Source organism: Actinomadura sp. 1N219, from assembly GCF_044326405.1.
GTDB lineage: Bacteria > Actinomycetota > Actinomycetes > Streptosporangiales > Streptosporangiaceae > Spirillospora.
Window position 1 is genome coordinate 1 of record NZ_JBIRAY010000011.1, and the last position, 13,182, is coordinate 13,182.

Below are 13,182 nucleotides of genomic sequence, written 5' to 3' on the forward strand. Positions count from 1 at the left end.
CCCCCCCCCCCCCCGCCGGTGGGTGGGCGTTTTCGCGAGACGCGCCAGCGGCTCGGGAAACGGCCCTCCGACCGTGACGGGGGTTCCAGGGGGTCGCCCCCAGGGTCTACACAGTGCGGCGGCGGAGGGTCGCGGCGCCGAGGAGGAGGGCGGTGAGGGTGAACGCGGCCATGACGGCGATGTCGAGGGTGAGCGTGCCGGTGACGTCGGGATGGGCGCTGATCTCCTGCATGCCCTCGACGGCGTAGGTGAGCGGCAGGACGTCCGAGACGGCCTCCAGCCAGGACGCCATCGAGTCGCGCGGGATGATGAGGCCGCAGAGCAGCAGCTGCGGCAGGACGAACGCGGGCAGGAACTGGACGGCCTGGAACTCCGTCCGCGCGAACGCGCTCGCGAACAGGCCGAGGGCCATGCCGAGCAGCGCGTCCAGCAGGGAGACGAGGACGAGCGAGCCGAGCGTCCCGTCGAGGTCGAGGCCGAGCCAGGTCAGCGAGATGAGGAGCACGGCGCCGACCTGGACGAGGGTCAGGACGCCGAACGCGAGGGCGTAGCCGATCAGCAGGTCGAGCTTGGCGAGCGGCATCGTCATCAGCCGTTCGAGGGTGCCGCTCGTCCGCTCGCGGAGGGTGGCGACGCTGGCGACGACGAACATGACGATGAACGGGAACAGGCCGAGCAGCATCGGCCCGATCCGGTCGAAGAGCGCCGGCTGGTCGAACACGTACCGCAGCAGGATCATCAGCAGCGCGGGCACGCCGATCAGCAGGGCGAGCGTCCGGCGGTCGTGCTTGAGCTGCGCCAGGATGCGCCGCATCGTGGCGAACGTGACGGCGATGCTCATGCGGGGCTCCCTGCCTTCTCGGCGATCAGCTGGAGGAACGCCTGTTCCAGGTCGGGCGTGCCGGTGCGGGAGCGCAGCCCGTCGGGCGTGCCGTCGGCGAGGAGCCTGCCCTCGCGCATGAGCAGCAGCCGGTCGGTGCGTCCCGCCTCGTCCATGACGTGGCTGGACACGACGAGGGTGACGCCCCGGTCGGCCAGCCCGCGGAACAGCTCCCAGAGCTCCTGGCGCAGCACCGGGTCGAGGCCGACGGTCGGCTCGTCCAGGACGAGCAGGTCGGGCGAGCCGAGCAGGGCGACGGCGAGGTTGAGGCGGCTGAGCTGCCCGCCGGACAGCGTCTGCGCGGTCTGGTCGCGGTGCTCGCCGAGGCCGACCTCGCCGGTGACGCGGTCGGCGTCGGCGCGGGGCGCCCGCAGGACGGACGCGAAGTAGCGCAGGTTCTCGGCGACGGTCAGGTCGGCGTACACGGCGGGCGTCTGCGTCGAGTACCCGACACGGCGCCGCAGCCCGGGCGACCCGGCGGGCTCGCCGAGGACGGTCACCGTGCCGCTCTTCACGATCTGGACGCCGACGAGCGCCCGCATCAGCGTGGTTTTCCCGCAGCCGCTCGGGCCGAGCAGTCCGAGGACGGAGCCGCGCGGCACGTCGAAGGTGACCCCGTGCAGGACCTCGCGGCCGCCGCGCACGACCCGGAGGGCCTCGACGCGGACCGCCGGACTAGAACTCATCATGTGTTGAATTTATGCTCGCGGGCGTGCGCGGTCAAGGGGTTCCCGCATGACGGAAGGAGGGGGAGGGGCCGGCTCCGGGAACGCCCCGGACGCGGGGGTCAGGTGACGAAGTAGCGCTGGATGGTGGGGGCCACCAGCTCGATCAGCTCGTCCTCGGTGGCGGACGCGAGCGGCTCCACGCGCACCACGTAGCGGAGGATCATCAGCCCGATCATCTGCCCGGCGGCGGCCTGGATCTGCAGTGCCGGGGCTTCGGTGATCTTCGAGGCGCGGCCGAACAGGACGGTCGTGACGAACTCGCGCAGCAGCGCCGCCGCGCGCTCGTTCGTCATCGCCGAGCGGAGCATGGCGAGGATCGGCGCCCTGCGCTCGTCGTCGCCCCACACGTCCAGGAACGTGCGGACCATCAGCTCGCCGAACCGGTCCCGGGGGAAGGACATCACGCGGGGCAGCATCACGGCCGGGTCCACCGGGAAGCGCATCGCCTCGATGAACACGCCCTCCTTCGTCCCGAAGAAGTGGTGGACGAGCGCGGGGTCGACGCCGGCGGCACGGGCGATGGCGCGCAGCGAGGCGCCGTCGTAGCCCTTCTCGGCGAACAGGTCGCGCGCCTCGGCGAGGATCTTCTCGCGGGTCTCGGTCGGACCCGGCCGCCGCCCCGGCCCCCGCGACGAGCCGCTCCCGCTGCGCTTCTTGCCCGTCTGCTTGCCCGTCTGCCGCGCGTCCGGTTCGTCCACCGGGCGGGTCACCGCACGCCCCGGCGGGTGACCTCACCGGCCGACGTGACCTCCCAGGTGCGGTCGGCGGCGGCCAGGTGCAGGCGCGCGAAGGCCAGCGACTCGGCGAGGTCCTCCATCCGCTCGACGCGGCTGGACGCGCGGCGCGTGTTGATCTCCATGACGATGTGCCCGCCGAAGCCGCTCTCGGCCAGGTTCTCCAGCATCGTCCCGCAGGGCTGGTTGCCGCGGCCGGGGACGAGATGCTCGTCCTTGTTGGTGATGCCCACGCCGTCGGCGAGGTGGATGTGCCGCAGCCTGTCCCCGAGGCTCGCCGCCATGTCGAGGGGGTCGGAGCCGGAGACGGCGGTGTGCGACAGGTCGAGGGTGACGTGCGGGTAGTCCTGGTCGACGGGGTTCCAGTCGGGCAGGTACATGCCCGCCTCCGCGCCGCGCGCCTTGAGGGGGAACATGTTCTCCACCGCGAACAGCACGTCCGTCTCGTCCTGCATGCGGGCGAGGCCCTCGACGAACTCCTTGGCGTAGTCGCGCTGCCAGCGGAACGGCGGGTGGACGACGATGACCTCCGCGCCGAGCTCCTCCGCGACCTCCTTGGAACGCACCAACTTGCCCCACGGCTCGCGTCCCCAGACCCGCTGGGTGAGCAGCAGGCACGGCGCGTGGATCGACCTGATCGGGACCTGGTGGTAGTCGGACAGCCGGCGCAGGACGTTCAGGTCCTGGGACGAGGCGTCCGTGGAGACCATGACCTCGATGCCGTCGTAGCCCAGCAGCGCGGCGATCTCGAACGCGCTCGGTACCTTCTCCGGGTACACCGACGCGGTGGAGAGGGTGATCGGCGCGTCCGGGACGCGGAGGGCCGGTGCAGAGACGCCGTTGTGCTGCGCGGTCAAGGCTTCCTCGCCAGGAATGGTCGCTCGGCAGTTTCGTTTGGGCCGACGGTCGAGCTCGTCGGGCCGACGGTCGAAGGGTGCTGTACGCAAAGGAAAGCCTATGCGGCCCCGGGCGTGATGAAACCCTCGCCCCGCGTGATCCTGCTTTCGTCCCGCCAGGCGGTGGCTACCCTCTGCCCCGTGGCCGAGATCGCACCGGGCGCCGTGCCGAGCCCCAACATCTGGAACACCCCAGAGGTCTACGAACTGGAGAACCGGGCCGTCGACCCTGACGGCGTGCTGGCCGACGCGATGCGCGCGATCCGTCCGTGGAAGGGGGCGGACGTCCTGGACGTCGGCTGCGGCACCGGCTTCCACCTGCCGTTCTTCGCCGCGGACGCGCACCGGGTGATCGGCGTCGAGCCGCACAAGGCCCTCGCGTCCGCGGCCGCGCGCAGGGCCCGCGGCCTGCCGAACGTCACGGTCCGGGTCGGCGCCGCGCAGGCGCTGCCGCTTCCGGACGCGTCGGTCGACATCGTCCACGCCCGGTGGGCGTACTTCTTCGGGCCGGGCTGCGAGCCGGGCCTCGCCGAGCTGGGACGGGTCGTCCGGCACGGCGGCGCGATCTTCATCATCGACAACGACGCGACCCGGTCGACGTTCGGCCGCTGGTTCCGGCGCGGCCTGCCGACGTACGACCCGGAGGCCGTGGAGCGGTTCTGGACGCGGCACGGCTTCGCCCGCGAGCCGCTGACGATCCGGTGGTCGTTCCAGAGCCGGGACGATTTCGCCGCCGTCCTGCGGATCGAGTTCCCGCCCGACCTGGCGGACGCCTGCCTGCGCGAACACCCCGGCCTTGAGGTGGACTACGCCGTGAACCTGTGGTGGCGCCGCCCTTGAGCCGCCGGCAGGCCCCCCGGGATGGCGCCTACTGGACTCCGTATACAACAATGGGCTCCGGAGGTGCTCGCGGCGCCCGGACGGACGGCGTGCCGCGACCTTGAGGATGGATCGGGAGGAACCGGCCATGGACCATGCCGCCAAGCCGAGCCGCGTCACCGCTGGACCGCCACGTCGGGGCCGGTCGCTCCAGGGACGGGCTCTTCGCGGGGCGCTCGCCGCCACGGCGCTCGGCGCGGCAGGAGCCGGGGCGGGGCTCGCCGGGCTGACCGTCCAGCGCCGTGCCCTGCGCCGCCTGAACCTGCGCCCCGACCCGTTCGCCGGGGAGCCGTTCGGATCGCTGCGCGGCCGTCCCGTCCCCGTTCGCGCCGACGACGGCACGCGCCTGTACGCCGAGGTCGACGGCGACGTCCGCACCGACCTCGCCATCGTGTTCTCCCACGGCTGGACGCTCACCCAGGACTCCTGGCACTTCCAGCGCAAGGCCCTGCGCGGACTCGGCCGCCTCGTCTTCTGGGACCACCGCGGCCACGGCCGCTCCGACGGCGGCGCCCGCGAGGGCTACGCGGTCTCCCGCCTCGCCGCCGACCTCGGCGCCGTCATCGACGCGACCGTCCCCGAGGGGACGCCGGTCATCCTCGTCGGCCACTCGATGGGCGGGATGACCGTCCTGCGGTACGCGGACGAGAACCCCGGCCTCATCGGCAGCAAGATCGTCGCCGCGGGGCTGGTGTGCACGTCGTCCGGCGGGCTCGGCGAGGTCACCCTCGGCGCGCCCGCGCTGCTCGCGCGCGCCACCCACCGCATGCTGCCCCGCGCGCTCGGCGCCCTCGGCGCCGGGTCGGGCGCGGTCGAGCGGGTCCGCCCCCTCGGCCGCCACGCCGCCGTGCTCGTCGAGGACCTGATCGCGTTCGGCCCCGACGCCGGACCCGGCGCCGTCGCGTTCGCCGAGCGGATGATGGCCGAGACCCGGATGGACGCCTTCGCCGGCTTCCTCCACTCGATGATCACGGCCGACGGGATCAGCGACTGCGCGTCCCTCGCGGGCGCCGACACCCTGGTCATCGGCGCGGAGCACGACCTGCTCACCCCCGCCGGGCACAGCCTCAAGATCGCCTCCTGCGTGCCGGACGCGCGGGTGGAGATCGTCCCGTCCGCCGGGCACATGGTCATGATGGAGCGGCCGAGCGTCGTCGCCGACCACCTGGGCGACCTCGTCGAACGCGCCCGCAAGAACCTCTCCGCCTGACACGTCCGCCGGTTCGCGCCGGTCCGCGCTTGCCTGCGCTTGCCTGCGCTTGCCTGCGCCTGTCTGCGCCTGTCTGCGCCTGCGTGTCAGAGGAGACCTCTACGCTTCGGCGCATGGCGAAGGCGAAGACGGCCAAGGCGGCCTACCGGTGCTCGGAGTGCGGCTGGCAGACGTCCAAATGGGTCGGACGCTGCGGCGAGTGCCAGACCTGGGGCACGGTCATCGAGGGCGCGTCCGCGACCCCGGCGCGGGTCGTGTCCGCCGGGCCGGTCAGCACGCCGGCGCGTCCGATCGGGCAGGTGGACGTGCGGTCCGCGCAGACCAGAGCCACCGGCCTGGACGAACTGGACCGCGTCCTCGGCGGCGGCATCGTGCCCGGCGCCGTCCTGCTGCTGGCGGGCGAGCCGGGCATCGGCAAGTCGACCCTCCTCCTGGAAGTCGCCGCGCTGGCGTCCACGCCGTCCGAGACCAACGTCCCGGCGGCGCGCGGATCGGAGGTCGGCAAGCCGGACCGGAAGCCGGACGGCAAGCCGGACCGGCAGGCAGACGGGAAGCCGGACCGGCAGGCGGACGGGAAGCCGGAGGGGCAGCGCGTCCTGTACGTGACGGGCGAGGAGTCCGCCGAACAGGTGCGGCTGCGCGCCGACCGCGTCGGGGCGATCACCGACGACCTGTACCTGGCCGCCGAGACGGAACTGTCCGCGATCCTCGGGCACGTCGACGCCGTCGAGCCGTCCCTTCTCGTGGTCGACTCCATCCAGACGATCGGGTCGTCCGAGGCCGACGGCGCGCCCGGCGGCGTCACGCAGATCCGGGAGGTCGCCGCCAACCTCATCCGCGTGGCCAAGGAACGCGGCATCACCGTCATGCTGGTCGGGCACGTCACCAAGGACGGCGCGATCGCGGGGCCGCGGCTGCTGGAGCACCTCGTCGACGTCGTCCTGTACTTCGAGGGCGACCGGCACTCAAGGCTCCGCATGATCCGCGCCGTGAAGAACCGCTACGGGCCGACCGACGAGCTGGGCTGCTTCGACCTGTCCGAACTCGGCATCGTCGGCCTGCCCGACCCGAGCGGGCTGTTCCTCACCCGGCGGGACGAGCCCGTCCCCGGCACCTGCGTGACCGTGACGCTCGAAGGCCGCCGCCCCCTCGTCGCCGAGGTGCAGTCCCTGGTCGCGAAGTCGCACCTCCCGGCGCCGCGGCGCGCCACGTCCGGGCTGGACACCTCCCGCGTCGCGATGGTCCTCGCCGTCCTCGCGCAGCGCTGCAAGATCTCCATGCACGAGCAGGACGTGTACGTGTCGACGGTCGGCGGCGTCCGGCTCACCGAGACGTCCGTCGACCTGGCCCTCGCCCTCGCCGTCGCCGGGTCCACCGTCGAGCAGTCGCTGTCGAGCAGCCTCATCGCGCTCGGCGAGGTCGGGCTCGCCGGCGAGGTGCGCGTCGTGCCGGGCGTCCAGCGGCGGCTGGCCGAGGCGGCGCGGCTCGGATTCAAGCACGCCGTCGTCCCGCGCGGATCCCTCGAACTCGCCGACGGATCGCCGCTCAAACGCGCCGACCCGCAGCTCACGAGCTACGAGGGCATGAAGGTGATGGAGGTCGACAGCCTGCAGCAGGCCCTGCAAGTCGCCTTTACGGCCCCGTAACCTGGATCCCGCCAGAGTATTACCCCGCGCAGCACATGGTTGCGACCAGGGGAGGAACCAGCGCGCGGCCCTCCTCGGTAAACTGACGCCGTCCAGCGACCTCCGGGGGTCAGGTGCCATCACACGACAAGGGTCATGACGAACGCCGCCGCGCCACATTGGCCGCGGTGGCCCCGGGCACCCAGATTCGCGACGGACTGGAGCGGATCCTGCGGGGCCACACCGGCGGCCTGATCGTGCTCGGCTGGGACGAACCGGTCCAGGAGCTGTGCTCGGGCGGCTTCGAGCTCGACGTCGAGTTCTCCGCCACCCGGCTGCGCGAGCTCGCGAAGATGGACGGCGCGATCGTCCTCGACGACACGCACAGCCGCATCGTCCGCGCCGCCGTCCACCTCGTGCCCGACTCGACCATCCCCACCGAGGAGTCGGGGACGCGCCACCGCACCGCCGAGCGCGTCGCCCGCCAGACCGGCTTCCCCGTCATCTCGGTCAGCCAGTCGATGCACATCATCGCGCTGTACCTCGACGGCATCCGCTACGTCCTCGAAGACTCCGCCGCGATCCTGTCCAAGGCCAACCAGGCCCTGGCCACGCTCGAACGCTACAAACTGCGGCTGGACGAGGTGTCCGGCACGCTGTCGGCGCTGGAGATCGAGGACCTCGTCACCGTCCGGGACGTCAGCGCCGTCGTCCAGCGCCTGGAGATGGTGCGCCGCATCGCCGACGAGATCGAAGGCTACGTCGTCGAACTCGGCACGGACGGCCGCCTGCTGTCCCTCCAGCTCGACGAGCTGGTCTCCGGCGTCGACGTCGACCGGGAGCTGATCGTCCGCGACTACCCGTCCGACGACACCCGCGCCCGCGGCGTCAACGCCATCCTCACCGCCCTCGACACGCTGTCCGCGAACGAGCTGCTGGACCTGTCCACGGTCGCCGAGGTGATGGGCTTCGCCGGCCCGGACGCCCTCGACCTGCCCGTCAGCCCCAAGGGCTTCCGCCTCCTCGCCAAGGTCCCGAGGCTGCCGAGCATGGTCGTCGAACGCCTCGTCGAACACTTCGGCGGCCTGCAGAAACTCCTGGCGGCCAGCATCGACGACCTCCAGGCGGTCGGCGGCGTCGGCGAATCCCGGGCCCGCAGCGTCCGCGAAGGCCTCTCCCGCCTGGCCGAATCCTCGATCCTCGAACGCTACGTGTAATTGGCATTTCTCTCCTCCTTCGGCCCTGGCGGGCCTGCTGTGCTCATTGCAGTGCTCTCCTCCTTCGGGCCTTGGCGGCCCTCCATCGTCGAGCACTGCGTGCGATCGCTGCATCGCTCCGACTCGCCTGGCGGCTCGCTGCGCGATCAGGTTCTCGCTTCGCTCGAACCTGCCTTCGGACGCGATCGCGACGGTCTGGGTTGTCGCGTGGTTGCGGCGATGGCTGAGGTCGGCGCGATAGACAGCTGAGGCCAGCGCAGTAGCAGATCCGGCGGCGCTGGGCGGTGCTTCAGCGGAGGCGGAAGATCTGCTTCTTGACCTTGTGGCCTTTCAGGTCGGCCACGTAGGTGCCAGGACGGGCGGGACTGCCGTCCTTGCAGCCGCGCGTGCGTTTCCAGGCAATGGTTTCGACGAAGGGAATGCCCCTCCGGAGCGTCTCCTTGGACGGGTCGCCGCGGCGGCATTCGGCGGACGACCAGATCCGGTCGTCACCGGACGTGACGCGGACGTCGAAGCCGCGCATGGCGAACTCGCAGGAGCCCTCACCCGTGTTGACGACCATGATCTTGAACTCGGGACGGGCGGCGCCCGCGTAGGCGTCCCGGGACGTCGACATGCTGACCACCAGGTCGTCCTCGCGGCAGGGGCCACCGTCGTCCGACCGTTTCGGCTTCGGGGTGGCCGTCGTGGTGACGGTGACCGTCGGCATCGCCGTCGGCGGGGACCCGGGGCTCGCGCTGCCGACCGCGCCCGCCTTCCGTACCGGCCCGGACTCCCCCGAGTCGCTGCCGTCGCCGTCGCCCGCGCAGCCCCAGGCGAGCAGGCCGACCGCGCCGATAACACAGGTCAAGGCGACCGCGCGGCGGCGCCAGTATTGGTCGAGCCGAGAACCGTCCTCGTTACGTCCAGTATTCGCCCCCATGCGGTCAGTATGCATTCAGCGATCCGGAAAGAGGGGACGACCCGCCGCGTGCCACAATGGCGGCGCGCCATGAACACCACCACCGTGAACACCGCTTACACCGCGCCCATCCTCGACTGGTACGAGGCGAACGCCCGGGATCTCCCGTGGCGGGCGCCGGACGCGACCCCGTGGGGCGTCCTGGTCAGCGAGATCATGCTCCAGCAGACGCCGGTGTCGCGCGTCCTGCCGGTCTGGGACGCCTGGATGTCCCGCTGGCCGACGCCTGCCGCGCTCGCCGCCGAACCGTCCGGGGAGGCCGTCCGGGAATGGGGACGGCTCGGCTATCCGCGCCGCGCGCTGCGCCTGCACGAGAGCGCCCGCGCGATCACCGAACGGCATGGCGGCGAGGTCCCGTCATCGCACGAGGACCTGCTGGCACTGCCCGGCATCGGCACCTACACCGCCGCGGCCGTCGCGAGTTTCGCGTTCCAGCAGCGGCACGCCGTCCTCGACACCAACGTGCGGCGCGTCCTGGCCAGACTGCTGTCCGGCGACGAATATCCGCCGAAGTCGCAGACGAAAGCCGAGGTGGAGCTGGCGGAGGGCCTCCTGCCCGTCGATCCCGCGACCGCCGCCCGCTGGGCCGTCGCCGTCATGGAGCTGGGCGCGCTGGTGTGCACGGCCCGCGCGCCCCGCTGCGTCGACTGCCCGGTGTTCGACAAGTGCACGTGGCAGCGGAACGGGCGTCCCGCCTACGACGGCCCACCCCGCCGGGGCCAGACGTACGCGGGAACCGACCGGCAGTGCCGGGGCCGCATCCTCGCCGTCCTCCGCGACGCCGAAGGCCCGGTCGCGAAACCGTCCCTCGACATCGTCTGGTCGGACGCCCCACAACGCGAACGCGCCCTCGACGCCCTAATCGCAGACGGCCTGATAGACCCCCTGGACGACGGCCGCTACGCCCTCCCCCAGTAACCACTCCCTCAGCCGCGCCCCTAAAGAGCACCCACCGAGCAGCACCCCCGCAGACGCAACCAAAACCGGCTGCCCTAAACCCGACCTGCAGAGGCGACACAAGTCCGCCCCCTACAGACACACGTCCAGCAGCACCCGCAGACGCAATCAAGACCAACCCACAGAGCTCCGGACTTTTAATCCGATGGACGCGGGCGACCAGATTGGTGGGTTCGAAACCGAGCTGCAGAGCGACTCAAGTCCAACCCGCTGCAGGGCGCCCGTCCAGAGGCGCCCCCGCAGAAGCAATCAGGACCGACCGTTCGGAGCCGAGCAGGTCCAGCCCTGTAGAAGCGCCAAGCCCGACCTGTGGACCGTCCCAGGGCTGCCCTCGAGAACCGATCGGAACCGGACCCCAGGACTGACGCTCAGCAAGCCACCACGTCCACGTCCAACCCTGGAGACCAATCGGGACGGACGCTCCAGGGACCGAAGCCGGGACCGTCCAAGACCACCCGTCTGAGGGCCGATCCGGACTAAGACCGGCCCTCAAACGCGGGCTCAGTTGGTGGTGGCGGCGCGGCGCTTCTCGTAGGCGTCCATGGTGCGGCCGAGTTGCGCGAACTTCTCGGTGTAGGTGAACGGGTAGATGCCGGGAGGCGTCTCGGGCCGTCCAGCATCGACGTACTGCGTGCCGAGGTTCGAGAAGACGACGATCACGTAGTGGCGCCCGTCCGCGCCGCGCAGGGCCCGGACGATGCCCGCGTCGCCGGCCGAGTTGTTCACCCAGCCGGTCTTGTGCGCGAACGCGACCTCGGCCTTCTTGTTGCAGGGACGGACGTCCCGCCCGAACTTGTTGCCGTCGACGGTCACGGTGCCGTCCACGCCGACCCAGCGGGACGGGGCGGCGTTCGGCAGGCCGGCCGCCGGGTACTTCCCGCCGCACCAGTTCGTGCTGGACAGCATGTCGTTGAACCCCTGTTGCGCCAGCACGGCGCGGAAGAACTTACGCGACGCCGGGCTCAGCGCGTCGTCGCTTTTCACCGGCTTGCCGTTGGGGGCCGTCCACACCGTGCCTGGGGCGCCGTTGACGAGCGTCAGCAGCTTGGCGGTGTCGAGCGAGCTCATCGTGACCTCGTTCGACCAGCGGCCGCCGTTGGACGCCCTGGTGCCCTTGAGCTGCAGCGTCTCCAGCCCGAGGTCCTGGAATTTCTGGTTCAGCGGGTCGATGGCCTTGTGGTCGTGCAGCAGCTTGATCAGCGCGCAGGACGCGGCGTTGGACGACCAGGTGAGCGACGCGTCCATGTACTTGCGGACGGTGTTGCTGGTCGCCTCCCCGCACAGCGGGCTGATCTCGGTCGGCTCATAGGCGTAGGTCTCGTCCAGCGTGATCTCGCCCTTGTCGACGAGCTGCAGCACCCCGAAATTGACCATGAGCTTCAACACGGACGCGGGGTAATCGAGCATGTGGTCGAGCGGCGCGCCCTCCCTGCCCGGAACCACGTCGATGGTGCCTTGGCCCTTGTTCTTGTACCAGCCCGCGTCATCCCACTGGCGCCACCGCACACTCGTCGTGGACAGGTTCCGGTCGACCGGCACGATCACGCCGTCCTTGTAGGACGGGCTCATCAGAACAGTGCCGGACGAGACGGGACGACCGTGCTTGTCCAATTCGATGATCGTGGCGTCCATCTGCGGCTGCTGCACGATCGGCTTAGGATCAGCCGTGGTGAACGGCCGCGAGCGCTGCGCCTCCTTGTCCACGGGGTTCTGCATGGTGCGGAGTTGTGTCGTGGTCGGCGGCGCGGTGTCGAGAACTTCCTGAAACCGCAACTGGTTCATGGCAAGGCGCAGCCGTTCCGCGACCTTGCTCGTCTTCTGCGCGTCGGCGACGTTTGCCGCGTCCACCTGGGCCGGGCTCGCAGAACAGCCCGTCAGAGCCGCTGCGGTCAGTACCCCGATGGCCCCGTACATCCATCTGTGCTTCACCGGTTTCCCCTTTCCCCGTCGGCGAAGTTGATCAGCTTAGGGGTGCGCGGCCCCCAGGGAAAGCGATGTCCGAATCTTGGACTTGAAGTTCCGATCGGACGAGTTCCAGAAGCCGTCCACCCAGTTGCCGGAGGTTCCGCCGCCCGCGGTCCAGTGGCGGGGCTCCATCCCCGCGTCTGCGATAGGCGCATCCAGCATTCCGAGCAGCACTTCCGCCAGCTCCGGAAGCTGCCGGTATTTCCGAGCCCCACACACGACGACCACCCCAACATCGAGCACATGCTGATGCGCATCAATTGCGCGCCCCATCCCTAGCACCGCACACCTCTAGCACCGCACACCTCTGGGTCTAGGACCGCGCACCCCTACGCGCACCTCTAGGTCTAGCACCGCGCACCCCTAGCACCGCGCACCCCTAGCACCGCGCACCACTAGCACCCCGCACCACTAGCACCCCGCACCTCTGGGCTTGCCGGTCGCGGCGGCGGAGCGGCGCCGGCTGCGGCTGGTCGACCTGGAGCCCGCGCCGGGCCCGCATCGCGACCCCGAGCGTCCCGGCTTCTGGCCGTGGCTGCAGACCCGGGCGGCGCTTGATCTCGGGTGAGCCGCGCCAGGTTCGAGCCGTAGTACGCCGAACGCCAGTCCTCCAGGTCCGGATCGGCGAAGTTGACGTACGACGCGTCCGCCGCGAACTAGGACCGCGCACCCCTAGCACCGCGCACACCTAGGACCGCGCACCCGAGCCTCGGCCAACCATTGCCCGAAGCGACCTCGGCAACAGCGGTGCGACCGACCTCCCCACGCTGTTGACCTGGCCACCTCCCGTAATGCACAGCCGAACCCCCGAAACTCGCAAACAGCCATGCGCCACGGCTGCGCCTTGTCGCTCTCACCCAAGCGATCACCCGAACACCGTCCGAAACCCACTTAGGACCGCCTCCAGCTTCGTCAGCACTCGCATGCGCACACGCGCCCTCACCCCCCAGCGTCCATACGCACAGGCCGAGCCATCGCCTGGATCTCCGCGCAACGCTCGGCAGAAGCAACACTTGGCAACCCGCACACCGCAATCCGCAATCCGCAATCCACCTCAACTTTGAGGGAGCCCTGGTCGGGGCCCTTTTGCAGGTCGGCGTCGGATAATGGTTGGGCGGTGTTGTCGGGCG

13 protein-coding genes are annotated in these 13,182 nt (G+C 70.8%); 6 read left to right on the forward strand and 7 right to left on the reverse strand.

Features of this window, described 5'->3' with window-relative positions:
- Nucleotides 1-106: 106 nt before the first annotated feature.
- The 4 genes from ACH35V_RS29200 to ACH35V_RS29215 all read right to left on the reverse strand — a co-directional run bounded on the left by ACH35V_RS29200 (nucleotide 107) and on the right by ACH35V_RS29215 (nucleotide 3,199).
- Entirely contained in the window at nucleotides 107-841 is a 735-nt protein-coding gene (locus tag ACH35V_RS29200) for an ABC transporter permease (RefSeq protein ID WP_395977078.1), read from the reverse strand.
- On the reverse strand, nucleotides 838-1,569 hold the full coding sequence (locus ACH35V_RS29205) for an ABC transporter ATP-binding protein (protein WP_395977080.1): 732 nt from the start codon (nucleotides 1,567-1,569) through the stop codon (nucleotides 838-840). The genes ACH35V_RS29200 and ACH35V_RS29205 overlap by 4 nt, the downstream gene beginning before the upstream one ends.
- Before the next feature lie 98 nt (nucleotides 1,570-1,667).
- The gene (locus ACH35V_RS29210; RefSeq protein WP_395977082.1) at nucleotides 1,668-2,306 is read right to left on the reverse strand and encodes a TetR family transcriptional regulator; all 639 of its coding nucleotides are present in this window, start codon (nucleotides 2,304-2,306) and stop codon (nucleotides 1,668-1,670) included.
- Between the two features lie 8 nt (nucleotides 2,307-2,314).
- On the reverse strand, nucleotides 2,315-3,199 hold the full coding sequence (locus tag ACH35V_RS29215; protein WP_395977084.1) for a sugar phosphate isomerase/epimerase family protein: 885 nt from the start codon (nucleotides 3,197-3,199) through the stop codon (nucleotides 2,315-2,317).
- A 180-nt stretch (nucleotides 3,200-3,379) separates the two neighbouring features.
- On the opposite strand from ACH35V_RS29215, the gene ACH35V_RS29220 reads away from it, so the two are divergent.
- The 4 genes from ACH35V_RS29220 to disA all read left to right on the forward strand — a co-directional run bounded on the left by ACH35V_RS29220 (nucleotide 3,380) and on the right by disA (nucleotide 8,169).
- Entirely contained in the window at nucleotides 3,380-4,078 is a 699-nt protein-coding gene (locus tag ACH35V_RS29220; RefSeq protein WP_395977086.1) for a class I SAM-dependent methyltransferase, read from the forward strand.
- Nucleotides 4,079-4,205: 127 nt separating this feature from the next.
- On the forward strand, nucleotides 4,206-5,327 hold the full coding sequence (locus ACH35V_RS29225; protein ID WP_395977088.1) for an alpha/beta fold hydrolase: 1,122 nt from the start codon (nucleotides 4,206-4,208) through the stop codon (nucleotides 5,325-5,327).
- A 113-nt stretch (nucleotides 5,328-5,440) separates the two neighbouring features.
- The gene (gene radA, locus ACH35V_RS29230; protein ID WP_395977090.1) at nucleotides 5,441-6,973 is read left to right on the forward strand and encodes a DNA repair protein RadA; all 1,533 of its coding nucleotides are present in this window, start codon (nucleotides 5,441-5,443) and stop codon (nucleotides 6,971-6,973) included.
- A gap of 113 nt (nucleotides 6,974-7,086) precedes the next feature.
- On the forward strand, nucleotides 7,087-8,169 hold the full coding sequence (gene disA, locus ACH35V_RS29235) for a DNA integrity scanning diadenylate cyclase DisA (RefSeq protein ID WP_395977092.1): 1,083 nt from the start codon (nucleotides 7,087-7,089) through the stop codon (nucleotides 8,167-8,169).
- Between the two features lie 289 nt (nucleotides 8,170-8,458).
- Here the strand turns inward: disA and ACH35V_RS29240 are convergent, their stop codons facing one another.
- Complete coding sequence (locus tag ACH35V_RS29240) at nucleotides 8,459-9,091, reverse strand: hypothetical protein (RefSeq protein WP_395977094.1); 633 nt, start codon at nucleotides 9,089-9,091, stop codon at nucleotides 8,459-8,461.
- A 69-nt stretch (nucleotides 9,092-9,160) separates the two neighbouring features.
- On the opposite strand from ACH35V_RS29240, the gene ACH35V_RS29245 reads away from it, so the two are divergent.
- Nucleotides 9,161-10,048, forward strand: coding sequence for an A/G-specific adenine glycosylase (locus tag ACH35V_RS29245; RefSeq protein ID WP_395977096.1), 888 nt, complete (start codon nucleotides 9,161-9,163; stop codon nucleotides 10,046-10,048).
- A 540-nt stretch (nucleotides 10,049-10,588) separates the two neighbouring features.
- Here ACH35V_RS29245 and ACH35V_RS29250 read toward each other — a convergent pair.
- Together ACH35V_RS29250 and ACH35V_RS29255 are read right to left on the reverse strand one after the other, a co-directional pair.
- Nucleotides 10,589-12,016 (reverse strand): serine hydrolase, encoded by a 1,428-nt coding sequence (locus tag ACH35V_RS29250; RefSeq protein ID WP_395977098.1) that lies wholly within the window; start codon nucleotides 12,014-12,016, stop codon nucleotides 10,589-10,591.
- Nucleotides 12,017-12,052: 36 nt separating this feature from the next.
- The gene (locus ACH35V_RS29255; RefSeq protein ID WP_395977100.1) at nucleotides 12,053-12,325 is read right to left on the reverse strand and encodes a hypothetical protein; all 273 of its coding nucleotides are present in this window, start codon (nucleotides 12,323-12,325) and stop codon (nucleotides 12,053-12,055) included.
- 160 nt (nucleotides 12,326-12,485) lie between these two features.
- Between ACH35V_RS29255 and ACH35V_RS29260 the strand changes: the two genes are divergently transcribed.
- Nucleotides 12,486-12,620: a hypothetical protein gene (locus tag ACH35V_RS29260; RefSeq protein WP_395977102.1), complete on the forward strand. Its 135-nt coding sequence runs from the start codon at nucleotides 12,486-12,488 to the stop codon at nucleotides 12,618-12,620.
- Nucleotides 12,621-13,182 lie beyond the last annotated feature (562 nt).